The organism is Staphylothermus marinus F1, assembly GCF_000015945.1.
GTDB classification, from domain to species: Archaea; Thermoproteota; Thermoprotei_A; order Sulfolobales; family Desulfurococcaceae; genus Staphylothermus; species Staphylothermus marinus.
The window spans coordinates 1,351,582-1,378,114 of record NC_009033.1; the positions used below are offsets into that span (position 1 = coordinate 1,351,582).

Consider the following 26,533-nt stretch of genomic DNA (forward strand, 5'->3'; position numbering starts at 1 on the left):
AAACTATTTTATGTGGGAGGATTTTTACCTTAGATCATGGGTTGAGGTTGAGGCTGATGTATCTCCGTAAATCCCTATCAGTCATATTGCTGGTACTTATAGCTGTGTTCTTCATGGCTGATCAAAATCTTTTACCGCCTAATTACCAGTTTATTATGAAGGAATTCGGCATATCTGAAGTTCAAATAGGGCTTGTTTCATCAATATTTGTCGCTACTAGTGCGGTCATTACTATACTGTGGGGTTTTCTAGCTGATGTGGTTTCGAGGAAGAAATTATTGCTTATAGGAGTGTATTTAGGGGAAATCCCGTGTTTTCTCACAGCATTCGTAACTAACTATTGGCAATTATTGTTTCTAAGACTCCTAACAGGTATAGGTATAGGATCAATAATACCTATAGCTTATACACTAATAGCTGATATGTATGAAGAAGCGAAGAGAGGGCGTGGATACGGCTATATAAGTACTGCATTTGGAATAGGTATACTGCTTGGAATGATACTTGCAGGGGTTATTCCTAGCTGGAGACTTCCTTTTATATATGTATCAGTTCCCAACTGGATACTTGCACCATTATTTTATATAGTAGCTGAAGAGCCTAAGAAGGGTGCTGGAGAAAAGGTTCTCAGAGAAGCATATGAAAAAGGTATTGAGTATACTTATAAGATTTCATTGAGCGCTATAAAAAAGAGCTTTGAAACCGTTACAAACATACTCATATTTGCACAAGGCATCTTTGGAACAGTTCCATGGGGAGTTCTAGTTTATTGGCTAGTATCATTTCTTATGATAACGAGAGGAATGACAAAGGAAACTGCAACAATAACGTTGCTTCTGCTAGGGATAGCGACAGTTATAGGCAATTTTATAGGTGGTTTTCTAGGTGATTATGCGGAGAAAAAGAAGAGAGGCGGAAGAGCGATACTTACTGGTCTAGCTATCTTTGTGGGCATGATCGTGACTATATTCATATTAGTATATCCATTACCAAGTAATCCCACCCTTACAGACTGGATATTCATAGGGCTCTACAGTATCGGGTTAATACAGTTAGTTAGCTTTGCTTCTCCAAACGTTCCAGCTATAATATCTCAAGTAAATCTACCGGAGGATCGTGGAACGGTTTTCGGCATATTCAATATACTTGACAATGTTGGACGTGCCATAGGCCCAGTTCTTGGAGGAGCATTAATTGAGTATTTTAGGTCGATTGGATACTCTAATCCGGATGCATATTTATGGGCACTAATAGTTTCTACATTATTCTGGATTCCATGTTCATTGATTTGGATATTTATCTATAAGAAGTATCCAGAGGATAGGGATGAGATCATTAGGATTCTCGAGGAAAGAATTAAGGTTTTAAGTAAAGCGAGATAAAAATTTTATTCGAGGTTCTTTAATCCATATTTTTCTAGGTATTCATCACTTATAGTCTTGGTACGTGCTATTTGACTATATACATATGCGCTTTTTCTAGGTTTTCTCTCAAAAGTCTTATAATCAACTTCTACTAGTCCGAACCTTTGGTTAAATCCTTTATCCCACTCAAAATTATCCATGAAGCTCCAGTAGAAATATCCTTTCACCTTTGCTCCTTCATTCATGGCTTTATATAAGTATTGTAAGTGCCTGATAATGGATAAAATCCTTAATTCATCATTTTCTACTGCAACACCGTTCTCTGTAATGATTATTTCTTTGCCGTATTTCTCATGAGTTTTCATTACAACTTCATATATTCCTCTAGGATATATGCAGTAACCCATAGTTGTCCATAGACCTGTATCTAATGGTTCGACTTTAATATGTAGTTTAAAAGGATTCCAAGTATATTTTACAATATATGATGAATAATAGTTTATGCCTATGAAATCAATATTTCCGGGCTCAACTCGGTATTTTCCACGGAGAGTTTCTAGTTCTCCCCTTAATATTCCGTTGAGAAATCCCCAGTTGAATGCTTTATCGACTTTATGATAAATATTAATGTCTTTTCCTCTATTAGATCCTGGTTTAAATGCTATCATGTTTTTAGCTATGCCTACAATACCGTGTTTATGAAGTATATTATAGGCTTCATTATGTGCTTTTAAAAGATTCTTAGTTACTTGATCAGCTATTTTTAAATTTTTAATTCCAGGTGGCCATTCGCCGGAAATATATCCTTGTAAAACATATATTATTGGTTCATTAATAGTGATCCATATTTTCACGTCTTTTATCTCGGAAGCTATAAGTTCTACATATTTTATAAAATATTTTATGTTCTCTTCCCTAGTCCATCCACCAATTTTCATAAACCATTGCGGGTTTGTGAAGTGGTGAAGAGTGATTACAGGTTCTATCCCGTATTTTCTAAGTAGATTAACTATTTCCTTATACTTATTAAGCGACTCATAATCTATATGATCTTTTCTGGGAAATATTCTACTCCACTCTATGGAGAACCTATAAGCATTATATCCCAGCTCAGCCATAAGCTCTATGTCTTCTTTATAGAGTTCCCAATGATTACATGCCTTACCCGATCTCACCTTAATCCTGCCTTTAGTCTCCCACTCCCACCAATCATTAAATATGTTATTACCCTCGATCTGGTGCGATGATGTAGCTGTTCCAAACAAGAAATAATCAGGAAACCTTATCAAGATTTATCCTCTATAACTTTACTAGATTAAACATAAAATGATCAGATTTATAAAATATTATGTCTTATCTGTTCAAATAAATCTAGTTTTTTATAATATTTATTGTGAACAGTTTTGGACAACCATTATAAAAATGGGGGAGCTAAATATATTTAAGAAACATTAAGCTCTAACTGTGGTGAAACATGTCTTGGCCAGAATAAACTTTATATTTACAATTCACTTTCATCAACCAACAGGCCAGCTTGAATGGATTAATAGGAGAATATTTGAGAACAGCTATAAGTTGTTGCTCGACATTATGAAGAGTTATGCTGATCTAAAATTTACAGTTCATATTAGTGGTCCCCTGCTCCTATGGTTAGTGGATAATTATCCTGAATGGATAAATGAAATGGCTAGACTCGGAGACTATGGTACTATCGAGTTTTTAGCTGGAAGTATGGGTGAAGCCATTCTACCACTACTTCCCTCGGAGGATAGATATTATCAAGTAAGAGAGTATCTTAGATTCTTCGAGAAAATATTTGGGTATAAACCTAAAGGATTATGGCTTCCGGAAAGAGTATGGGAGCCTAGTCTTCCAGAACCATTAGCTAAGAACGGGATTGAATACGTATTCATAGATGATTCGACACTGTATAGAGCTGGGCAAAGCAGTGATAATGCATATTATGCATGGATTACTGAGGAGGGAGGAAAAATTGTTAAGTTATTCTTTATAGATACAGCTTTAAGATACATTCTTCCTTGGAGAACTAGTGAAGAAGTATTCAACTATATGCTTTCGAAAGGAGATGAGGAAGGAAGTAGGGTGATCGTGTGGGGGAGTGATGCTGAAAAGTTTGGTGAGTGGAAAGATGCGGAATGGGCTAGGTGGTGGTTAAACGATTTCCTATCTAAAATTAGGAGTAGAAGACACGAAATAAACATGGTTCACCCGCTCGAGTACCTAAGAGAATACGGCGCTAGAGGATTAATGTACTTACCAACTGGAAGCTATGATAAAATGCTGGAGTGGAGCAATGGCTTCTTCCGTAACTTCTTGATTAAGTATAGAGAAAGCAATAATATGCATAAAAAAATGTTGTGGGTGAGGAGAAAACTTAAGAATGCACCAGAAGTAGCTGAAGAGGCATGGAGATATTATCACTTAGCACAATGCAACGATGCTTATTGGCATGGATTATTTGGAGGAATATATCTCTCTCATCTAAGACAAGCAATATATGAGTATTATTTGAAAGCGGAGAGACTAGCCGAAGAAGCTATGGATTATTATGATGAGGAACCTCTACACATATATTATACTGATTTCGACTATGATGGTAGAAACGAATACTTGTTTGAAACTAAAAAGCTTAACTTATATTTCAAACCGGACGATGGTGGGACGCTTTTCGAGTTCGATATAAAAGCTAAGAAACTAGAACATAATATCCAAGATACCATGACAAGATATTGGGAACCATATCTTGAAGGCGTAAAGTTTAATCCTGACTGGTATAGGAGAGTTAGTCTACGAATACATCTCTGGGCCCCCGACACTTCTATATGGGATTGGATCAATAATACACCGTTCAAGGATCAAAGCGATCTTGCTTTGAAAAGGTATAACACATCTTTAACAAAGGATAATGAGTTGATAATGAGAGCTCTGGGAGGACACTATGTTTATGGTATAGAACCAGCTAAGATCCTTGCTGAAAAGAAGATCAGGATCTTGGATGAAGGATTACTGACCGATTATAGAATAGTGAATCACGGTAATAGACTTGTAAACACAATAATAGGATTGGAATATCATGTGGCTCCAAAAATTGATAGGACCGGTAAAGGGGAACCAATTGGTTACGAAGTAAAAGATGGTTTCCACCGCTCAAATGAGTACTGGGTAGGAGACTATGATAAAGTCGTGATTAAAAGCTCAGTGTATCCAGATATAATACTTGAATCTAAAAATACTGAACAAGTATGGGTAGCACCATTAAACAGCTTAGCTAGAACGGATAAGGGAATGCAGGAAATATTCCAAGGAATAGCGATCATGTTTGTAAAGAATGTAGAGTTAAAGCCCCGCGAAGAGTTCAGATCTACTGTTAAGTACTATGTAGCACCATAATAATTTATTGGAGGGTTTATTTTGAAAATATGGCTCTTAACATTTGAATCAACCTACACGAGAAAAGTAGGTGGATTAGCAGAAGTTCCTCCCAGACTAGGTACTGCTTTAAAAAATAAAGGTCATGATGTAACTATTATTGTTCCAAGTCATGGATTCATAAAAGAACATTCTAAAGAATTAGAATTCATAAAGAAGTATAGGATTAGAAATAGAACAATAGAAATATATATGTATTCTAAGCCTCCAGTAGAACATATTATTATTGGAGGAGACATACTGGAAGAAAGCGAAGTATATGCTTCAGAATACCTATTAGAGAAGATTATTCTATGGAGTATTGGTTTAAAACTCTATGCAGAATATTTATTGAATAATGAGGGAATAATACCGGACATTGTCCATGCTAATGACTGGCATAGTGTTCCAGGAATTGTAGGTTTAAAATCTGTTTATGATATGAAGGGATCAAGGGATTATGTAGGCTTCTATTATCAAATACATTTATTGTCTAGACACTATTATCCTATTGAACACCTAACCTATATGATAGGAGTAGATCCGAATAAGGAGGTTCGAGGCATTTATGGATGGAAAACGTTCAGGGAATACTATGAGTTATCACATGGATATGCTGATAGATTGGGGGGATTACTCAGTGATAAAACACTCACGGTTAGTCGAGAATATATAAAGGAAGTAGTTAAGAGAATAGGATGGGATCTAATAGAACATGTTGACTATATACCTAATGCTACTACTTGGAAAACAGAGGAAATAATAAATAATGTTCTAAAAATACATGAGACGCTTAAAACATATATTAGAGAACTCAACGACATCATATCGAATCGTATCAATATTAGAAAGTATTTCTTACTTGAAGGCTTAAGCAAAATGAGTAGTGAAGAACCGGTTATTGATGATAAAGACTTCAAAGCATTCATAGATAAACTAGATGTTCCCCCATTTATAGGTGGAGGCAAAATAGTTCCTTTCAAAGAAGAGGGGCCACTAGCTATTATTACTGGTAGACTGGCTAGACAAAAGGGTATACATGTATTTCTCAAAGCTGTTGAGGAAATAATTTATCGTGTACCAGAAGCAAAATTTATATTACTACTCTTGCCTGTTTGGGGCGAGAAAAGATTAGCTGAAGAACTAATAGAGTATACTATAACTATGCCTGATAATATTAGAGTAGTTTTCGGAAGAACTAAGAGCATATATCAGTTAGCTCACCTCGCAACAGATATAATGATTGCTCCAAGCATATATGAACCATTTGGGTTAATGGCTCTTGAAGCAATGTCTGCAGGTGCACCTGTAGTTGCTAGTAAGACTGGGGGATTAGCTGAAACAGTTATAGATATTATCATGAATGGTGTTACGGGTACAGGATTACATGTTATCCCCGGAGATCCAGATGATCTTGCTGATAAAACAAGTGATCTCCTATTATTCATGGAGACAAGTAACTATGAAGCATGGAGTCGTGAATGGAAAAGAGTTTTGGAGAGAATAAATAATAAAGCACTAGTTGAAATATTATTATCGAATCCTAAAGCGCCAGAACTTGTTAGAAGATCAAGTATTAGAAGAGCCATGAGCTATACATGGGATAAATCAGCTGAAAAAGCTTTGAAAATATATATGGGAGCTAAAAATGATCTTCAAAAGATTTAAAGGTATAAGAATCGAGAGAGAGCAATGGCTTAAATCAATACCCGTACGTGTAGTTGAGGACTACACAGAAGATGATAATGGTATAGTTACAATTCTCGTCGAGCTCGAATATAGAGGTTTAATCGGTAAAATAATTAAGGCGATCTCAATTACTCCACCGCCAAAATATAAACGAATAGTACTTGATAAGATAGGATCTGTTGTGTGGAAAATGTGTGACGGAAAACATACTGTAGAAGACATAATTAAGAAACTAATGTCTATAACAGGTCTTTCTAGGAGAAATGTTGAATTAGCCGTCTACCACTATATAAAAACACTTGTAATGAAGGGTTTAATAGAATTAAAAATCCCGGAAAAATAACGGTGTAGTATGCTTGAAACTAATTTCTTGGAATAAGGTTGAAGTGAAACTGCCAGGTGGATGGGAAATAACAAGAGAGGGAGGAACAAGTATTAATGGAGTCCTAGTAGCAGCACCTGAAACTGGTGCAAAACTCGAAATATATTGGAGACATAGTAAACCAAGTGATTTTCCTAAAGCCTACGAGAAATACCTTGAAAAACTCGAGAAGAAAGGATTTGTTAGAAAAAATAGTTTCTCAACGACGCTACATAAACATAAAGTATTAGGGTATTTTTTGAGAGATGAAAACAATAAAGTATTTACAGCATCGTGGTTTTGTGACGAAACAAGGAGACTATTCATAGTCCAATTAGACGGTAAATCAGTATCTATGGGATTATTTACGAGTATTCTGAACAATATAAATTGTCATCCAATCCATAATGGAATGGTTAATTGGAGACTAATGGGTATAGGGTTAAGACTGTATGAGGACTATTTTGTTAATCTTAGAGATTTCAAAATAGGTTATAGCATGGCTTATTTTATGAGTAGAGATAAAAAAGTACATGTAATACAGTACTCTATAGCTAGATACGTAATCGAATCACAAGAGACAAGCGAGGATGATGTTTTCAAAAAGCATCTAAGATACCTCACACCTCGATTCACTAAGCTAGTTCTCATTGACAAGAATTCTTATGAAAAATACTATATAGTACACACTTTGCTACAGAAAATCAAATACGGTGTCTTATTGAAGAAGGTGAATAAATGTATTAAACCCGACTATGTACAATACACACTAGTTAAGGCACCCCGTAAAAGACTGGATGAAGCAATAGATATTGTGAAGGGTACTTATTGTGTTGAATGGTGAAAAATACTTAACAATACCGATTGAGACAGCTCTACATGATTTATTGAGAGAATATGGTATTGAACTAAATGATTTGTTCGCTGCAATGATTGATGAAGGAATAGATGTGTATAGAGAGCTTCTGAATAGAATTGATCATGTAACTAACGATATAGTACAAGTAATAAGGAATACGCCGTGGAAACTAGTTGCATTGACCCTATTTGTTCTACAAGCATTCTACATAACTAATTTATCAGGTCTCTACAAAGGATATTTTCTTGATCCTCCCAGGGAAGATATTATGAATGGTTTAAAAGCACGCTTCACAGGAGTCTTAGTGTTGATGCATAGACTTAAATTCTTGATATAAACATATCAATTACTGCGAGAAACAATTTTTTGGATACAATCCTTTAATAAGAATAGTTTTTAATATTCTTTTTAATAAACCAATTAAATGTGGTGGTATTTAATGAAGTTGCTTGATAAGTTTCTGGTAAGCCTCTTACTAGGAGTGGTAATAGCTAGTATATTATCTATATCAACAACCACTTTATCTGCAGTAACAGCAACAGATAACACCGTCACAGTAACAGAGTCTTATCTAAAAATTACTTGGGACCTAGATCATGGTGGAGCAATACAAAATATTCAGCCCGTATGTAGCGATTTCAAAAACACCCCTGTAGCTAAAAAAGGAATAGCTGCTGACAGGGGTGGATTAGCTGGAAAAGAATCCACTATTCACGCAGTAATGTGGGATATTATATCTGATAACAATCCATGGGAAGGATACGCTGTTTATGCTAAAGCTTCATATGAAGTATTGAAGGAGACGCCAAATTATACAACTATTCAGATCACATATACTCTTCCCAATGACTCGCCTTTTGCAGGACTAAAAGTAATTAAAACGTATCGTGTATATAATAATTCATTTATTGTAGACTTTAATATGACGCTAACCAACACCGGAACAAACCCTGTAACAATTGATCTATCAGATGCTTGGGGACGCCCTGTAGGCCCAATGATCGAGCTAGTGTCGTTAATGGGTAGTAAGCAGGATGAATATCAGTTTATGTTGTTCAATAATGGAAAACTAGAATCTTATTATCAAGGATCAAGCTGGGGAGGAGCTCCCGGCGGACCAGTAAAGGTTGACGGCACATTAAAGGGTATTGGAATCTATGATAACACAACTGATCCGTCGCCATGGGGCTTTATGATCGCATTATTCATGGCGGACGATGAAACAGTTTCAAAAACAAGCTATGTATGGTTTGAAACTAGTGCTGGAGGATCTCAGAACACCATTATACGTGTAGAGTTTAAACCATTAACACTTAACCCTGGCGATAGCGAAGAATACCATATGAAAATCTATGCTGGGCCTCTTCATCGTGAATACTTGGTTAAAGAAGCAGGTTTTACAGAACAACAATATAAGACCTTCTTCTACAACCCAGCTTTCTCCCCCAAAATACCGTGTAGGGTTGTTGCTGTAGAGCTCAAGTACCCCGTTAATGTTAAGATAGTTACTGAAGGAGGAACTGGTGTGCCTAAGGCAGCGATTTCCGTTTACGACTATTATTCTGGAACACCATATGTTCAAACGGAAATTGAAAGCAATGAGTTCACGATTAAAATACCATACAATAATGCAACATATACTCTAGGAATTTCTCCGCAGACAGGAACTACACGAGATGGCTATGGAGAATTTATATTCAAGAGCTGGATACTACCGAATGGAACAGAAATCACGGGATCAAAAATAAATGTTACATTGAAGGAAGGCGATACTATTACTTTAAAATTCGGGATCAGGCCATTAGCTAAACTAGTTATACTCTTCGTATCACCTGATGGATCATACCTACCACAACAAGCTGAAACCATAAACTTTACTATATTAGGCTCTGCTGGGGAACTATTATTCAAGGGCTCCTCAGCTCCAACATCAAGAAACATTACAGCATTGGATCAATCAGTTTCACCTCCTAGACCTGGTTTTAAAGTGCCGGGAATATATGTTATACAAGTACCTTTAAAGGCGGGTGTTTATACACTAAGCAAAATAATGATCGATAATACTGAGTTACAGTATACAATAATAGGAGATAAAGCACAAGCAACGTTTACACTGGATCAAGCAGGTAAACACGAATTAAAAGTGGTATATTCAACAGGAGGCATAACAGGCGGTGGGGGAGGATTATTAATCTGGATTATAGTAGTTGCGGCACTAATAGCTATCATTATAATAGCTTTGCTATTGAAGAAGAAAAAATAATCCATTAAAAATTATTTAAACATCATTTTTTATAAAACAATATGGAAATAAAATATGTCAATATTTAAAAAGTCTTTATCAAGATAGAGTATTTCTCGGTGAAACAAGAATGAAAAAAACGATATTTATCTATTTATTTTTCTTAATCGTTATTTCTCTTCTCTCATCTATAAATTCCACTGGTGCATATTCAGTAAGTAATAATAGTGATTTTTTAAACAATCCAGTTTATGGTGTTTTTAATAAAGTATTAAACATTAATTTAACAACAACGAATACGAGTGCTAAGCTTAATCATTATCTTCACTTATTTGCTAACATACCTGATAGATTAACAGGGCATAAAGGATATTTCGAAGCTACAAAGACTCTATACAATTTAATTAAAAATATCACTTACAATGTCGTCCTAGATAATTATACAGTTGTAATCCCAGTTGATGAGGGTAGTTATCTAAGAATCGGTGATAGAACTATAAAGGTTTATCCGCTATGGCCTAGTGGAGGTGTTCCAGTTAATGCTCGTTGCAGAGGTAAAATTATTGTTGCAAATACCATTAATGATCTTAACGGTGTAGATCTTCATGGAAGCATATTATTAATAAGCTACTCAACTGATTGGCGCTGGTTATGGCTTCTTGATCCACATCTAGGAGTAAAAGCAATTTTGTTCTATGAAGATAATATTATTAATAGTCAGAATTACGACAAATACCTTGATGCACCAGTTGATCTCCCTATAGGCTATATATCGACTCGAATGCTTAAAGAAGAATATGGTTTAACACTTAGTGATCTCAATGGTAAGACGGGCTATTTAGAGCTAAGATCAAAATGGATAGAAGTTAATGTTTCAAATATTGTTGCATATATACCGGGACAAAACCATGATTATAAGATCATGTTAGTAACTCATTATGATTCATGGTCTCCAGTAGTAGGGCTTGCTCCTGGAGCAACCGATATTTTGGCTCCAATATACTTGTTAATGTATGCTGAGAAACTAGTAAATGAGATCCCTCAGTATGATACTATAATGGTGTGGTTCTCTGGATACTATGAGGGTTTAGAGGGGCAGAGGCATTTTGTGGATAAATATATTTTTAATAAACAAGAGTTGTCTTTTGGAAATACATCTATAGCTATAGATCCTGCAAAAACATTATTTATAGGATTAGATCTAAATTATCGTTCCAAATACATAGCTCCAACTAGTATAGGATATTTCTATACAGCACAAGCAGTTGGAATAACTCGTGGCCCAATAAACTATTATGCTGGTTTTATATCAAATGTTTTTGATCTGAATAAGCTTGAACAAAGTGTTTCGAATAAGTTAGGAAGAGATCTAGGATCTGCTGTTAGACAATTATTCTCATATTCACGCGACCCTAATACATGGTGGACTCTATTTCCCGGCCCATACTGGCTCGATACAGAGCCGTTTTGGAGTGCTGGATTAGCAGCTTTCACTCTTAAATCAGCTTTCGCTGAAAAAGGTGTAAGAGGGACACCGATTGATTATTTTGATAAAGTCAATTTGGAAAATATATTGTTGCAGTATAGCTTGCTCGATATAATATTGGATCAAGTATATAATAAGGATCCACAACAACTAGGACACGCTATCTCAACAGGGTTATCTCCAAATGCGCCAACACGTATTAGTACGAGTCCTCGTAATGAAATGTTTGCTAATTTAATTGGACAAGTTATGGTTTGGGATCCGAAGCTTGGACAACGAGTTAGTCTTAAGAAAGCAAATTTAAGCAGAGCCTTAGTTATTATTAGTGCTGGATCGCGGACTCAGACAAGTAGTCCTTGGAATTTAAGGATAGTAAGGTTTACCGATGAGGAAGGATATTTTAGTGTTGAAGGATTACCTACATCGAGATCAACAGGTTTAACAATAACTGCTCTTGTCCTCACGACTAATGGGAGTGTGGTAGCGTTAAATGTTATGGGAGCTGTGTCTAGGGGTTCATATGTTTCAATTTCACAGCCAATACTAGGATCGAAACTAGCACCTTGGGAAGTATGGATCATTAAGTTTAAAGGAAACATAACTGTAAACATGGTTGTAGATCCCTTATCTTATCAAGTGCCTATTGAGGGTGGAAGCATAGGATGCAGAATCGTAAGAATGGATACAATGGCTGAGCCAGACTATTACTATTTAGGGATCGATGAAACAGGATTCTTTGTAGCTTATCTATATAAGGATCTTAATTATAGCCTAGTATTCGGTCCTAACCCAGTATACTATGTTATTGAAAATGCTAAGGTCGGACATAAATATAGCTTGTTTGATGCATTACACTCTACAATAAATGTCGATAATAGGAGGTTGGCGAAATTATCTAGCTATAAAGTAAGGAATCCAGCTGCAGAAGAATTCGTTACTAGAGGTATGTCTGCATTATCTAATGCAACCAAATCTCTCTCAACATATAATTATACAGCATATAGAGCCTATATCCTTGAAGGCTTAACTTTAGCATATAATGCTTATCAATTAACTAAATCTGCTTATCTAGACGTAGAAAACACTGCTACATTGTTCTCAGTATTACTAGTTTTGTTCGCGTTTATTATGGGGCTCTACTTTAGAAAACCAGGTGCTAGCCCATTTAATGTAATTGGGAAAACACTAGTAGCAACTGCTATTCCAGGTGTAATATTTTATTTTATACATCCCGCTCTCCATTTAACAGCCAATGCTATAATGACTATTATCGGTTTCGTGATGATAATCCTAGTAATACCAGCGCTTCTAGTTCTCCTAGGCGATTTCAATAAGGCATTGAGGGAAATAAGGAGAAAAATAGTCGGTGTCCACGAGGTTGAGAGAAGCAAGCTCGTAGCTGGTTATATGTCTTTCAGTTACGGCGTTGAATATATGAAGAAGAGAAGATTGAGAACACTATTGACAATAATAACTTTAATTGTTGTCGTAATAAGTGTTGTTTTATTCACAAGTATGACAAGCTATGTGGCTCCTAAACCAGTTGCTTTGACAGGCTTTGAGCCTACAAGGCCTCAAGGCTTCTTATTGCAGAGGGAAACAATAGATAGAAATCTGCCAATGGGGAGCCAATTATATGATCTAGTTAAGGTTATCATTGGCAGAAATGCTGTTGTAAGGTATTGGGCTGTTGGATCAACTTATCTATTCCTATACGATGATCCCTCGAAGTATTACCCGATAAATTCTATAACAGCAGTAGAGCCTACAGAAGATACAATCAGTAATATATCAAAGATTATTGTTAAGGGTAGATGGTTTAATAGCTCAGACCAATTCGTTGCAATAATACCTGCTACAGCAATAAGTGATACCAATGGAGTTATCGATGTTAATAAAACAATTGTTATCGCAGGAGTAAAGTTTAGGATCATAGGAGCATATGATGATAGAAAAATCTTGGAGATAAGAGAGCTAGACGGACAAACTATTACACCCGTAATCGGATTCCCACGAGCTAGAACTGTTAGAACAATATTTATTCCAGCTAGAATAGCTGAAACCAATCCATGGCTGAATAAAGGTTTAAACTTTTATTTAGCTCAAATATCCATTAAGACGAGGAACGATCCATATATTCTAGGCAAAGATATAGTATTTATCCTGCCATCAACAGATACTTATGCATACTCTCCTATTCATGGAGTAGCCAAGTATAGTAAAATGATTGCATTGAGCGGCGCTGGCTTCAACTATGTTGTTGCACCAATTATAATTGCCAGCGTTTCTATTCTTGGTGTTCTTCTCGGAAGCATATATGAGAGGAGAAGAGAAATATTCATTTATGCCGCACTAGGATTATCGCCTAGCCAGATAGGTTTAATGTTCATAGCGGAGGCATTAGCATATGCTCTAATAGCTACTGTGATAGGCTATGTTACAGGAATACTTATAACTACTACAGCAGCAACATTTTTGCCTGGAGTATTCCGGCCAAACTATAGCAGTGGATACGTTGTATTGGCTATTGCTGCTACATTTATTTCTGTCTTAACAGCTACTATATACCCTGTATTCAAAGCAAGCAAGATGGCATTACCAAGTCTCCGCAGGAAATGGGAGTTCCCAACAAAGCCCAAAGGAGATGAATGGATTATACCTATGCCCTTCAAGATCACAAGTTATAGGGAACTAGTTGGCTCACTATATTATGTATACGAATATATTAGTGGATTCACAAGCCCAGACATAGGTAATTTTGTGGTTGAGAAGATAAGTATTAGTAAAACAACAATGAATAGCAAAAATGTTGTAATATTAGGAGGTATTGTTAGACTTAAGCCATGGCATGCAGGTGTAAAACAAGAATTCCAGATTAGAGCGTTGGAAGTTAATCCGAATGAGTGGGAGATCAGTATTTATCTTAAGAGATTATCGGGTAATACAAGATTATGGATTAGGTCAAACAAGTTCTTCATAGATGCTCTCCGTAAACAATTACTATTATGGAGAACCATTACTCCCGACGAGAAGAAACAATACATTGAAAAAGCTGAATCAGTAATCAAAGCTTAAAGCATCAACGTTTAACTATATGAATAAATATTTTATTCTTGACATGATAAAATATTATTGTAAAGATTTTATTGCATAAATCAATATGGTCTCTGGTGGAGTTATATGTCCGCTGAAGAAGGAAAGAAACTATTCTGGGGAGTTTCACCTACTAATATTACTATTAAAGGAGTCGTTGTAGCTATAATAATGGCTATTCTAGCCCCAATTATAACAAACCTACTATATGGATTAGTGTGGCCAAGCACTTTTCTAGAATGGGTCTGGGCATGGGCACCGCTTATATTGTTGCTGGTAATAGGCGTTCTCAACTTAATAGTTGCATTGATCAATAAACGGTTTGCTTTAACAGTTGCTGATGCGATTTTGATCTATGTTGCTATTGCTGCTAGTGCTGGTTATGCTTTTTCAGCAAATTTCCTACTAATCCACTATGCCTATATGACTTATCAGGTCCCATCAATAACTGATAATGGAGCATTAATGCCTGATCTATGGGTTCCTAAAGGTTCGATCATTGTTAATGGCCAAGAAATACCTGCACTAGCACCGATATTTAATGAATCAGCTCGTTCAATGCTATTATCTGATCCCAACTGGGTAGGCATAGTATTAAGTGCATGGGCGCCATCACTGACTTTGTGGATTCTTGTCTTCTTTGGTTTAGCAATGGCTCAAATAGGTATTGCGTTAATGTTTCGTAAACCATGGATAGATGAAGAGATGCTACCATTCCCATATGCACAAATGGCTGTTGAAGTTATGAGAATAACAGGGTTCAAGGGGGCTTCTGAACATAGGTTTATCTCGAAGATAATGTTCCTGGTAGGAGCTATTGTTGCAGTAGTTATATTATTACCTAATCTATTGGCTTCATTAAAGATAATACAAAACCTACCATCAATCTATGGTCAACTACTAGTATCCCAGTTCGGAGGCTATGATCTCTCTCCATCAATAGGATATGATGTAGCATTAATGATCACTGTTGCACCATTATTTATTGGTTTAGCGTTCTTAATGCCAATGGATATATTGATCACAGCTATTGTATGGTATTTCCTAATGTATATAGTGTTGCCACCAATCGAGGTATCCTTAGGCATAGTACCACTCACGGAAACACAGGATGCACACACAAACTATTTCACTGTTGGTCACTGGTATGGTCTAATGCCACATATGGTGACAAGGGGATTAGCAATAGGCTTCCCCATAGCATGGTTTGCACTGGCTTGGAGGCATCTCAAGAATTTAAGAAGCGATAAAGAAGTATTGTTTGGAGCAATCTTTGCAATAATAGGCTTCTTATTAGCATGGGGATTACTAGCTGGAACCGGCTTGGAGCCTCATATTGCATTGCTCGTCGTAGTAATAACTCTACTATTATATATTACATGGATGCGTATACGTGGAGAATCAACATGGACAACAGCAATATACAACTATGGGCCTTGGTGGCATGAAATGCTGGTTTTGCCATGGCTACCTTATAGGTACAGCGGTAACTGGCACTCAAAAGAAGCATTTGCAGCTGCAGCATCATTTTACCCATTAGTTACGGATCGTACATTGGCAACAATTCCTGGACCAGCAGTTATGGAGGGATTCAAACTAGCTAAGGTCGGAGGTGTAAGTCCGAATAAAGTAGTTAGAATATCTTTCATAGCAGTAATTTCCGGCATAGTGTTATCGTTCTTAATAACTTTACTAGGACTATACTATTATGGATGGTTCGGTTCTGTGGGTGGTAAATGGGTTGGTGGAGCAGATACAGGGTTTGAGCCGAACTGGATAGATAGCATGGTTCATCAAAACTATATACAGCACATGAGTAATGATCCAACACTCTTTATGCCGCAATTTATTGTTGGAATAATACTTGGAATACTACTGGTGTGGGTAAGATTATTGTTCCCTGGCGTACCGTTTAATCCAATAGGTATACTGATAGGTGATATGCCTGTAACAGGACTACTAATGTTCATACCAAACATTATAGCATTAATTTCCAAATGGATCATTATAAGGATTACAGGTGTAGAGGGATACGAGGAGAAAATAGTACCATTCATGGCTGGCCTAGCAATATTCAGCTATATAATGATATGGTTATCATATGTATTGGGAACATAACATATACAATAATAATCTTTTTTACTCATTTAAGAAAAAATTGTTGAATAATTATTTTTTAGCTACTACTTAATTTTAAATATGAGTCTTAAAGATTCTATTTATTTTAGGCAAAGGGATTAGAGTAACGCGGAATATGGGAGGTTGCATCTTAATTGGGTGAATCAAAGATCATTGGTGGATCAGCGGTTACATGGCGTGTTGTTTTAGCCATTCTTTATGGAGCATTAGTGTTTGAACCAGCAGCTATATGGCTTAACTTGGTTGCAGGTCTTAATCCTTGGCAAATAATTAATTCTGCAGAATATACTACACTACTACTGTTCACAACTATTGCCGCAATAATGGGGGCTAGGCTTACTCGTCAAGAAGCATTTGTAATGTTTAGTAATGTTGGAACAACAATTTCTGAAAGCTTGTTTGGAGTAAACCTTATACTTGCATGGTATATTGCCATAAGCGAGTATGCTAGAAGTTTTGGATTATATGGTAAGATACCCTTCTGGTATGCTCCTAGCATTCCTGAACTGCCTAGAACGCTTTTCCAAGCAGTATTTATTCCACCTCTTCTTGTAGCTATTGCGTCTGCTTTACTCACTAAAGGCATGGATCTTAGCTTGGCATATGTGCTCTACAAAATATATGCTGTAGAAGAAAAATTACCTTTTCCAGGTGCTAGGGTATGGGCTGAATCTAGTATTGTTCTTGCAGAAAAACATATTTGGAGAGATAAGGCTAGGGTAATGATCAGCGTTGCAATATTCAGTTTACTTTATACTTTCCTACTATACGGTGTTTGGTTCATGTTTGGTGTCCAACTACTTCCTGTTCCATGGGCTGATCTAACGTCTTCTCTTGAATCTATAGGATTAAATGGTGCTAGTCTAGGTTTCAGCCTAGATCTATTATTGATAAGTGTAGGTATGATTATGCCTTGGAGAGTTAATGTATCAATATTTATTGGAGGAATATTTGCTTATCTAATAGGTGCTCCAATGGCTGTTAAGTATGGATTATTCACATTATGGAGGCCGGGAATGAATCTAGGAGATATTTTCCAGTATGGACTGCTCCAATTATATGTAGGACCATTAATAGGGTTAAGTTTTGCGGCTGGATTAGCGCCAATGGTTATTAATTGGAGAAGTGTTGTTAGAGTATTTAGACCTCCTAAGATACGTGGTAGAGAAACAAGCGCAACATCAGAGCCTACTATTTGGGGGTTATCGCTCACAAGATTTGCTCTCTTAATATATTTATTGTCAGCTACTGGGTTAAGCTTGTTTGTTTATTATCTGATATATATTGTTGAGCCACAATATGCTACTCTTCAATTCCTATTATTATTCCTAGCATTAATAGTGGGTTTCTCCACGTTATTCCAATTAGCAAATACTCGTGCTCTAGGTGAAGCGGCTACTGGGATAAACCTACCATATATTAAAGAGGGCGCTTTACTAGCGAGTGGTTATAGAGGTGTTGCAGCATGGTTTACACCCATATATGTTTATGGAGGAGCTAGTGGATGGACAGCAGTCTATGTTGCATGTGATTGGACGAATACTAAGAAGAGCGATTATTTGAAAGCATACTTTATAGCGTTTCCTCTAACATATTTGATGGGTCTATTATATGCAGATATATTCTGGAGAATAGCTCCTATTCCAAGCTCGGCTTATCCAGCAACAGCTGTTTTCTGGCGTGTAGCAGCGTTATGGGCGTTATTATGGCCTGCATGGACAAGTGGTGCACTAAAAACAGGTGAAAGCAGTATAGCATCCGCGTTATTATCGCACTTCTCTAACTGGCCCTTACGGATAATGCTACCATTTACAATTGGAGCAATAATAGTTGCCTTAGTCAAAATATTCTCGATACCATTCGAACTCATAGGATTCACTATAGGTATTAGTCAGCCAATATCATATACTATGACAATGTTCATCGGAGGCATTATTGCTAGGATACTGGAGAAAAAGAAAGGGTCCGAGTGGTTTAGAGAATATGTTGCAGTTATATCAGCGGGTCTGGGGCTAGGAGAAGGGCTTATGATAGCTATATCGGTTGCTGTTGCATTAATCATGAAAAGCCTCTGGCTACTCGTATATTAGATACTACATGTTTTTATAAACAAATAATTCAATAACTTATATACAAGATATAGTCTTATTAATGCTAACACATAATTCTTAGCATATGGGGGTTGCCATGAATAAAGCTATCATGCTTATGCTTACTACAATAGTTATCATTTCATTGATCACAATATCACCTAGTATAAGCCAGACATATAAAATATATGCTTTTGTAACAACAGATTCACCAATATACCTTCCAGGATCACAACTAGTTGCAGAAGCATACATATATCCGCTTGTTCAAGAGAGCAGAGAAGCCATCGTTAAATTTTATTTTACAGATCTACCCAACGCTCCCACTATCCCAGAAATACATGTAACAATACCCTCAGTAAATGATGCAAGAGTTATTCATGTAGAATCACAGCCGGTTACCGTTCCGGATGTAAATGATGGAACATATCATTTACATATGCAGATCATAGTAAATAACCAAGTCATATATGAGGACACAGTTGATTTCTGGGTTAGACATGGACCACCATCAGGTAAGCCGCCTATGATACTTTTCGTTTGGCATAACCATCAAGCACCAAACTATTGGCCCGATGGAACATTCTTCGCCAACTGGCATATAGATCACTTTTTCAAAGATAGTTTAACGCCATACTTCAAGATCGATAATGTATATCCTGATATGGGCACCTATTACCTACACTATTACCTCCTAAAGAAATATCCTAATATCAAAGTGAACCTACATTATAGCCCAAGCCTACTATATCAATTATATATTGCTGCAAACAAGGGGTTCACAATTTATGATCCAAACACAGGCTCTACCAAAAAAGTACCACCTAACAGCTCACTTGCCCAGACAATCAGGGACTTCTTCAAGGGATTAAAACAACTATATGATGAGGGTAGAGTATATCTTTTAACAACAGAATTTGCACATACAATAGCAGGTTATTTGATTGAGAAATTCAACATCCCATATCTTCTAAAATACGATATATGGTTAGGTAAGGAATGGACTAAAAAAGTCTTAGGTGTAGATACAGATGCTATATGGACCGCTGAAATGGCTTGGAGCGATAAACTTGTTCCAATATACTTAGATTTAGGGTTTAAATACACTGTTTTAGACGGCACTTATCATTTTCCCGGTGCACAAGGCGATAAGGGAACAATATATGAACCCTACATTGTCAAGGATAGTAAGGGAAGAGAGTTAATAGTCTTCTTCCGTGATCAAGAAGTTAGCGACGGATATATTGGTTTTACAAACAATGATTGGAGAGATCCTAGAACAGCTGATCGAGATGCAAGAGCTCTCTATTACCACATATACAATAAGCATTCATTTAAAAACTATAAGTATCCTCCTATTGAAGTAATCGCTCTTGACGGAGAAAACTGGATATTATTTGCTCCAAGCCACGCTAATGGTGCACTATTTCTCGACAGAATCTATAAATATGTTAGTAGATTAACAGATCAGGGAATAATGAATACTGGAACATTTAGAGACGCTGTTAGAGTACATCCGCCGGAGAGAGTATTAACAAGTATTCCATGGACAAGCTGGCTTGGAGGATGGGGCAAGTGGACAACTGAGAGAGGAACTGAGCATAAAAAAGAATGGGAAAAACTATATGAACGTATAGGGAAGTATAAGGCATATATGTATTATAAAAACATAGATTCATATAGTAAATTCATAGACGAGATCAGAGAGAATCCTAAATTTAACGAGTCAGTAATAGACTTAATACATGCGATCGACAGTGATTTCTGGTGGAGCGAATTCTTCTCACCAGGCGTAATAGATGCTTGGCTCGGAGAATTTGACCTTGATATTTCAAACATTATGAAATACGAGATATCATTCACTACATTACCTTCTCAACCAGTTTCACAGACTACGACTAAAGCAATAGTTACAATTACAAATAATAATGATTACCCAATGAAGGACACCATAATAACTCTAAGTATGCCGGGAATAAATGCGACAACTAAACAAGTAACAATAACCCCGGGCGACTCAGTAAATGTATCATTGATATTCAAGGTGGAGAAAGCCGGAACAAAACAACTAGTATTAACAATGTACACACCAAACGCAAAAATTGGTAAAAATATATATTATTTCGAAACAAGAAGCTTCAAAATAAAATTCCTTAGCCCAATTGATCTATCATTAAAAATAACAGTTGTCGGTCCGAACGGTGTATTAGGAGGCATAAATCCTACACCTCCCGGCATACATAAAATATTCGCAACTGTTTCACTATCTGAAGGCGAAAGCGCTTCATTCGATGTTCCCGTTAAAATATATTTGAATATAGGGGGACAAACATATGTCAGAGAAGCTACTATATTCCAGGGAGAAGATAGCGCTACAGTAGTGTTTAATGTGGATCTGAAGACTGGAACCTATACATATGAAGTCAATGCTATATCACCATATGATCCATTCCTTGACAACAATAAATTTGTTGGGCAAATAATAGTGATGCAAACTAAGCAAGAAAATACAGGTGGAAATACGCAACTACTCATAATACTAGCAATCATTCTATGGATTATAGTGGCTATTTTAGCTATTCTATACTACATCAAACATAAAAGATCATGAAGTAACGACGTGAGGAATAAATCATATGAGTAGCTTAACCGGGGAAACATCAAAAATTCTTAAAAAAGTCTTGCCTACCGATGCAGAAATAATATACGATAAAGGAGGAGCAACACTAGTTTATTTCAAAAATAACCCGTATATAAGGTATTTTTTCATAGGCAAAAACACAACCAAGTATACAGGCGAATTCTATTATATAACAATATCTGTTCTAGAATTAGATGAGCAATTAGAGAATATTGGATACGTTGACATCATAGTTAAAAAGGGTATTCTGGGTCTAGGTAAGAAATTATTATTGAGTGGAAAGGGAAAACTCAAAGATATAGTTGATAAACTGATCGAAAAATTAAGGGATCAAATATTTTCTACAAAATATGAGGAAATAATATTAAAAACAAGCGGCAAGCTCGTGCTTGTTGATAAGGAGATAAAGCCTTCTAAAGGATCTAGTATCGTATTAGTGGGGAGAACACGTGTTTTCTATACACTAACGCCTGCCTCAGATATTAAGAAAATGTTTTTACTGAATGAAGAGTTTTTGAAAGAAGTATATTCTAGCCTATATCAATAATTATATCTCTTATCTCAGCTGTTTGTCTCTCCTCTATTCTCTCAATTTTTCCATCTCTAATATAAACTATTCGATCACTTACATCAATCATTTTTAGATCATGAGTGTTAGTGACAACTGTAACGTTACGTGTTAAGCTTATATCTTTCAATAAATTAATAACCTGCTTACCCGTAACTAGATCTAAGTTAGCTGTTGGCTCATCTGCTAGTATTATTGATGGATCGTTAGCTAATGCTCTAGCAATAGCCACTCTCTGTTGCTGACCTCCGCTGAGCTCAAAGGGTCTATGATAAAGTCTTTCTCCAAGACCAACTGCTTCTAAAAGCTTACGTGCTTTCTCAACACGTTTTCTTCTCGGAACACCTGCAAATACCATGGGCAATGCTACATTATCTAATGCAGTTAAATATGGTATGAGATTATATGTTTGAAACACATAGCCTAGCTTTTTATTTCTAAAATATGCCAGTTTCTTCTTTGGCAAAGAATAAATGTCTACTCCATCAACATATACTTTGCCTGATGTAGGTTTATCTAGTCCTCCGATCATGTTGAATAATGTTGTTTTACCACTACCACTAGGACCAAGTATTGATACGTATTCGCCCCTATAGATCTCGAGATTTATTCCCTGAAGAGCTTTTACAGTTTCTCCCTTCAATATATAATATTTATGGAGATCAACAACTTTTATTACGATATCCTCCGCCATTACTCGCTCACCACGGCTTCAATATCTCTTCTAAGCTCGATTTTCTCTATCTTACCATCTCTTATCCAAACAATACGATCACTTACATCAATCATTTTTAGATCATGTGTGGCGGTGACAATAGTAACACTCTTTTTCTCATTTATTTCCTTCAATAAATTGATTAGCTTCAAACCAGTGTGTAAGTCTAGGTTTCCAGTGGGTTCATCTGCTAGTATTATTGATGGATCGTTAGCTAATGCTCTAGCGGTAGCTACTCTTTGTTGTTGTCCGCCGCTAAGTTCTGCTGGTTTATGATGTATGAATTTTCCGAGCCCGACAAGTTCTAGCAGTTTCTTCGCTTTCACTATTGCATCTTCATATGGTGTACCAACAAAGATCATCGGTAACATGACGTTCTCTATTGCTGTGAGTACAGGTATTAAGTTGAATGTTTGGAAGATATATCCTATCTTTTTAGCTCTAAGCCATGCTAGCTCATAAGCATCCAGCATTGCTATATCGACTCCATCAATGTAGACTTTTCCACTGGTCGGCCTATCTAGTCCTCCGATCATGTTGAATAATGTTGTTTTACCACTACCACTAGGACCCATTATGCTAACGTATTCTCTTCTCTTCACATTAAATGTGACACCATCCAGTGCTTTCACAATGAACTTGCCCATCTTATAGTATTTTTTCACCTCGACTGCTTCAACAACATATTCAAGTTTTCTCTTACTAGGCAATTTTACATTCTTAGCTTCTTCAACATTCTGCATTTTTCACACCTCAACTCTAAGTGCTTCTACAGGGCTCATACGAGCGGCTTGATAGGATGGATATGATGCTGAAACCAAGCCGATAATAATTGCTACAGCTAATGATTTTCCTAAAAGAAATACTATGTCTCCACTACCACCAAGCATGTATCCTATTCCCATACCAATAATATATCCTAGGAATCCACCTATAACTGTAAGAATAACAGCTTCCAACATTAATAATTCGAAAATATGAATATCTCTAGCTCCAAAGCTTTTCATAGTTCCAATTTCATGGTATCTCTCAGCAATCATTATAAGTAACGAATTCATTGTTCCCGCAGCCGCAACTGTGAAAGCAGTTAGATCAAGCAACAACATATATACTTCAGCACCTTGGGGACTAATATTTGATATAAGAATAGAGGATAACATGTCTAAGCTAACCATATACGCTATGCTGGCGGTTATAGCGATTATGACAATTAATATACTCCCAATTCGGAGCTTAATACTGTGGAGAACAAGATATATAGCTTCAGATAATGGCAGTACAGTTTTTTCCTCGCTCATATTCATGACCACCAAGTCATGTATAAGTATTTATAAGATTCTTTTAAATATCTATATTGTTTACTTTATATTGAAACCATATATTTTAATTACACCATTAAAATAAATCATTTACCGTATCAATAGTTATTAACTTGAATAATTTATTAAATCATACTTGGATTACCAAGCTTAACAAAAGATATGGGGGGGAAGAAAGTATTTTGTCATCCAAGGAACAAGAAGACTTCTTACAATGCCCATGCGGCAAAACATATAGATCGCCAGATGAATACAAAATAGTTTTCGTTAAAAAAGATCAATGCGAAATAGATATTCTTTGCGCAAATCCTGCTTGTCACCTTAAAGAACTGGGTTATATAAAATTTAAGGTTGATAAGGAGAAGAAAAAAATACATGTAGAAGTAGCATCATTTTATTCACCATATGTTACTTGGAACGCGACTAGGCTAGGCCGTGAAAAAGCTAGAAGGCTTCTTGAAAAACATCTCCGATATATTGTTGAGCAGAGAATTGATTGGAAAAGAATAGCTGAGGATGCACCCAGTATTTGTACGGAAAAAATAGAGGTTCACGAGCTAGAAAAATAATATGGGTGATTTGTTTTGGAAGTATTGGATAAGTATTCTTCGTTGATAAAGCCCAAGTTAATTAATAATATTGAAGCCTACATGGTTTTTGATAAACCAGCTCATAAACCCAATGCTGAAGCAAAAATCTATGTTCTTCTAAATAATCATGGGTCGAGACGAGATATACATTATAAAATTGTTTCCATAGATAGAAACAGGGAAGTATTTTCTAAAAGGATAAATGTTGACGAGAAAAAATTTTTGATCGAAACTATTTCTATAGAGACTCCGGATAAGCCTGGTAGATTCTGCTATAAATTATTTATTGATAATGAACAAATAGATAATACATGTTTCTTAGTAGGTGATCCGAGTTCGAGAGAACAAATGTATTTTACAATTGTATGGCATCATCATCAAGCCCCCAATTATTTGCCTGATGGACGAATACATGGACCATGGGCTTATATCTATGTTTGGAGCGATCTGTTAAAACCATATGGTAAAGGACCATATCATTATCACTCGGTAATGTTGAATATACATCCACATTTTAAAGCAACATATAATCTCAGTCCAAGCCTTCTCAGACAATGGCAGATAGCAGTTGAGAAAGGTGTAGAATTTGTTAATGGTGAAAAATATGATCCAAACCATGAGAAAATAAGGCTTGTAGAAGAAACTTTGAACAATTATAGAGAAGCATTATTTAAAGGCCAGATCGATGTATTGACCAGTATTTATGCACATACCATAGGGGGATTCTTAACCGACGTACTAGGAGCAACTAATATTGTTGAAGAAGAGATAAGGTATGGTAAAGAAGTCACAAGCAAAATCATGGGTAACAATTATAATCCTCAAGGTATATGGACTCCTGAAATGGCTTTCTCAATGAAACTAATCCCCATATACTATGATCTAGATATTAAATACACTGTTCTAGATGATAAGTTTCATTTCTTCCATGCAGAGGGAAATAAGGATAGTCAATACGAGCCCTACATGGTGATCGACACAGAGTCAAAGAAATATATAACAGTGTTCTTCAGAGATCATGATCTAAGCGACATCCTTGGTTTTAGAAATAATTTCTACAGCGAGCCGCATGCTTGGAGAAACGCATATGAATTCGCATTAAGAGTTGCCGAGAAATGGTTTGATAAAAACGTTAAAGTCCTTACAATCGCTCTTGACGGAGAAAACTGGATGTCATTCTCAGTTAATCCACCGTTAACAGCGTATTTCTTAGACAAAATGATAATTTATCTTGAAACGTTAAGCGATAATAAATTTATTAAACTAAGCACTCTGCGAGAAATATATAATAAAGTACCAGCTAATCGTATATTGACAAATATACCTACAAATTCTTGGCTGGGAACCTTCCGTAAGTGGAGAGGAGAAGTCCCTCAGCACGAAGAATACTGGATTAAAACATATAGTGTTTATCGAAAACTACTAGCATACGAAGAAATGATTGGTGGTAGAGACGAGTTCAGTAATGAAGCAAGATGGGCTTTATGGCACGCATTGGATAGTGATTACTGGTGGGCAGAGTTTTGGTTACCTAAAATAATAGATACATGGCTAAGTGTGGCAGAGAATATTCTTAATAATAGAATAAATAAGATACAAATTATAGATGTGAGACCAGCATCTGAATTCTATGAAGACGAGAAAGCAGGCTTAGTTGTTACGATTAGAAACCAATTAGAGAAAGAAATACGTGTATCATTTGCTATAGGTGGTACGGGATTTTCATCTGTAAATAATGATCTTGAAACAGTAAAAATGAACCCTAATTCGTCATATACAAGAATAATACCTGTAAAAGCTAAGTTCATAGGCAAACACAAAATGGTGGTTTCAGCGATTTCTAAAGGATTAATTATAGATAGCAAAATCATCGATATAAATGTGAAACCTAAACTATTACCAAATCCAAGATGATCTTTAGATTTCAACTTTTTTAATTTTAAATAAC

Annotated in this window: 18 protein-coding genes; 14 read left to right on the forward strand and 4 right to left on the reverse strand. The window is 36.1% G+C overall.

The annotated features are described in order from the left end of the window. Nucleotides 1–56: 56 nt before the first annotated feature. Nucleotides 57–1,382 carry an MFS transporter gene (locus SMAR_RS07230; protein WP_011839675.1) on the forward strand — a complete coding sequence of 442 codons (1,326 nt, stop codon included), beginning with the start codon at nt 57–59 and terminating at the stop codon, nt 1,380–1,382. A gap of 5 nt (nt 1,383–1,387) precedes the next feature. Here the strand turns inward: SMAR_RS07230 and SMAR_RS07235 are convergent, their stop codons facing one another. Further along, nucleotides 1,388–2,653, reverse strand: a complete 1,266-nt coding sequence (locus SMAR_RS07235; protein ID WP_011839676.1) for a glycoside hydrolase family 1 protein — start codon at nt 2,651–2,653, stop codon at nt 1,388–1,390. A gap of 190 nt (nt 2,654–2,843) precedes the next feature. Here SMAR_RS07235 and SMAR_RS07240 point away from each other — a divergent pair, with 190 nt between their 5' ends. From SMAR_RS07240 to SMAR_RS07290, 11 genes are all read left to right on the forward strand, one after another. After that, nucleotides 2,844–4,775 carry an alpha-amylase/4-alpha-glucanotransferase domain-containing protein gene (locus SMAR_RS07240; protein WP_011839677.1) on the forward strand — a complete coding sequence of 644 codons (1,932 nt, stop codon included), beginning with the start codon at nt 2,844–2,846 and terminating at the stop codon, nt 4,773–4,775. Nucleotides 4,776–4,796: 21 nt separating this feature from the next. Further along, nucleotides 4,797–6,461 carry a glycogen/starch synthase gene (locus SMAR_RS07245; RefSeq protein WP_011839678.1) on the forward strand — a complete coding sequence of 555 codons (1,665 nt, stop codon included), beginning with the start codon at nt 4,797–4,799 and terminating at the stop codon, nt 6,459–6,461. Next, nucleotides 6,442–6,825 carry a PqqD family protein gene (locus tag SMAR_RS07250; protein ID WP_011839679.1) on the forward strand — a complete coding sequence of 128 codons (384 nt, stop codon included), beginning with the start codon at nt 6,442–6,444 and terminating at the stop codon, nt 6,823–6,825. The genes SMAR_RS07245 and SMAR_RS07250 overlap by 20 nt, the downstream gene beginning before the upstream one ends. A 13-nt stretch (nt 6,826–6,838) precedes the next feature. Continuing rightward, complete coding sequence (locus SMAR_RS07255) at nt 6,839–7,687, forward strand: hypothetical protein (protein ID WP_011839680.1); 849 nt, start codon at nt 6,839–6,841, stop codon at nt 7,685–7,687. Beyond that, nucleotides 7,674–8,039 carry a hypothetical protein gene (locus SMAR_RS07260; protein ID WP_244372384.1) on the forward strand — a complete coding sequence of 122 codons (366 nt, stop codon included), beginning with the start codon at nt 7,674–7,676 and terminating at the stop codon, nt 8,037–8,039. The genes SMAR_RS07255 and SMAR_RS07260 overlap by 14 nt, the downstream gene beginning before the upstream one ends. A 102-nt stretch (nt 8,040–8,141) precedes the next feature. Next, nucleotides 8,142–9,965 (forward strand): hypothetical protein, encoded by a 1,824-nt coding sequence (locus SMAR_RS07265; RefSeq protein WP_011839682.1) that lies wholly within the window; start codon nt 8,142–8,144, stop codon nt 9,963–9,965. 109 nt (nt 9,966–10,074) lie between these two features. Further along, the gene (locus tag SMAR_RS07270; protein WP_011839683.1) at nt 10,075–14,505 is read left to right on the forward strand and encodes an FtsX-like permease family protein; all 4,431 of its coding nucleotides are present in this window, start codon (nt 10,075–10,077) and stop codon (nt 14,503–14,505) included. A gap of 105 nt (nt 14,506–14,610) precedes the next feature. After that, nucleotides 14,611–16,641 (forward strand): DUF6785 family protein, encoded by a 2,031-nt coding sequence (locus SMAR_RS07275; protein ID WP_011839684.1) that lies wholly within the window; start codon nt 14,611–14,613, stop codon nt 16,639–16,641. A 155-nt stretch (nt 16,642–16,796) separates the two neighbouring features. Next, nucleotides 16,797–18,752, forward strand: coding sequence for an OPT/YSL family transporter (locus tag SMAR_RS07280; RefSeq protein WP_011839685.1), 1,956 nt, complete (start codon nt 16,797–16,799; stop codon nt 18,750–18,752). A gap of 97 nt (nt 18,753–18,849) precedes the next feature. After that, nucleotides 18,850–21,363, forward strand: a complete 2,514-nt coding sequence (locus SMAR_RS07285; RefSeq protein WP_011839686.1) for a glycoside hydrolase family 57 protein — start codon at nt 18,850–18,852, stop codon at nt 21,361–21,363. 25 nt (nt 21,364–21,388) lie between these two features. Next, nucleotides 21,389–21,940 carry a hypothetical protein gene (locus SMAR_RS07290; RefSeq protein WP_011839687.1) on the forward strand — a complete coding sequence of 184 codons (552 nt, stop codon included), beginning with the start codon at nt 21,389–21,391 and terminating at the stop codon, nt 21,938–21,940. On the opposite strand, the gene SMAR_RS07295 is transcribed toward SMAR_RS07290, so the two are convergent. From SMAR_RS07295 to SMAR_RS07305, 3 genes are read right to left on the reverse strand one after another with little or no spacing between them, the layout of a single operon-like run. Then, nucleotides 21,924–22,655: an ABC transporter ATP-binding protein gene (locus SMAR_RS07295; protein WP_011839688.1), complete on the reverse strand. Its 732-nt coding sequence runs from the start codon at nt 22,653–22,655 to the stop codon at nt 21,924–21,926. The two genes, SMAR_RS07290 and SMAR_RS07295, sit on opposite strands and share 17 nt — an antisense overlap. After that, a complete protein-coding gene (locus SMAR_RS07300; protein ID WP_011839689.1) occupies nt 22,655–23,419 on the reverse strand; it encodes an ABC transporter ATP-binding protein in 765 nt (254 codons plus the stop codon). Before SMAR_RS07300 ends, SMAR_RS07295 begins: the two co-directional genes overlap by 1 nt. 3 nt (nt 23,420–23,422) lie before the next feature. Then, nucleotides 23,423–23,974 (reverse strand): ABC transporter permease, encoded by a 552-nt coding sequence (locus SMAR_RS07305; protein WP_052833867.1) that lies wholly within the window; start codon nt 23,972–23,974, stop codon nt 23,423–23,425. Between the two features lie 203 nt (nt 23,975–24,177). Here SMAR_RS07305 and SMAR_RS07310 point away from each other — a divergent pair, with 203 nt between their 5' ends. Both SMAR_RS07310 and SMAR_RS07315 read left to right on the forward strand, forming a co-directional pair. Beyond that, nucleotides 24,178–24,564 (forward strand): hypothetical protein, encoded by a 387-nt coding sequence (locus SMAR_RS07310; RefSeq protein ID WP_011839690.1) that lies wholly within the window; start codon nt 24,178–24,180, stop codon nt 24,562–24,564. Nucleotides 24,565–24,579: 15 nt separating this feature from the next. Next, nucleotides 24,580–26,499: a glycoside hydrolase family 57 protein gene (locus SMAR_RS07315; protein ID WP_011839691.1), complete on the forward strand. Its 1,920-nt coding sequence runs from the start codon at nt 24,580–24,582 to the stop codon at nt 26,497–26,499. Nucleotides 26,500–26,533: the final 34 nt, after the last annotated feature.

Coding starts and splice junctions, on each gene's coding strand:
- SMAR_RS07230 (WP_011839675.1), top strand. CDS start 57: ATGTATCTCCGTAAATCCCTATCAGTCATATTGCTGGTACTTATAGCT.
- SMAR_RS07270 (WP_011839683.1), top strand. CDS start 10,075: ATGAAAAAAACGATATTTATCTATTTATTTTTCTTAATCGTTATTTCT.
- SMAR_RS07300 (WP_011839689.1), bottom strand. CDS start 23,419: ATGCAGAATGTTGAAGAAGCTAAGAATGTAAAATTGCCTAGTAAGAGA.
- SMAR_RS07295 (WP_011839688.1), bottom strand. CDS start 22,655: ATGGCGGAGGATATCGTAATAAAAGTTGTTGATCTCCATAAATATTAT.
- SMAR_RS07275 (WP_011839684.1), top strand. CDS start 14,611: ATGTCCGCTGAAGAAGGAAAGAAACTATTCTGGGGAGTTTCACCTACT.
- SMAR_RS07305 (WP_052833867.1), bottom strand. CDS start 23,974: ATGAGCGAGGAAAAAACTGTACTGCCATTATCTGAAGCTATATATCTT.
- SMAR_RS07250 (WP_011839679.1), top strand. CDS start 6,442: ATGATCTTCAAAAGATTTAAAGGTATAAGAATCGAGAGAGAGCAATGG.
- SMAR_RS07285 (WP_011839686.1), top strand. CDS start 18,850: ATGAATAAAGCTATCATGCTTATGCTTACTACAATAGTTATCATTTCA.
- SMAR_RS07290 (WP_011839687.1), top strand. CDS start 21,389: ATGAGTAGCTTAACCGGGGAAACATCAAAAATTCTTAAAAAAGTCTTG.
- SMAR_RS07265 (WP_011839682.1), top strand. CDS start 8,142: ATGAAGTTGCTTGATAAGTTTCTGGTAAGCCTCTTACTAGGAGTGGTA.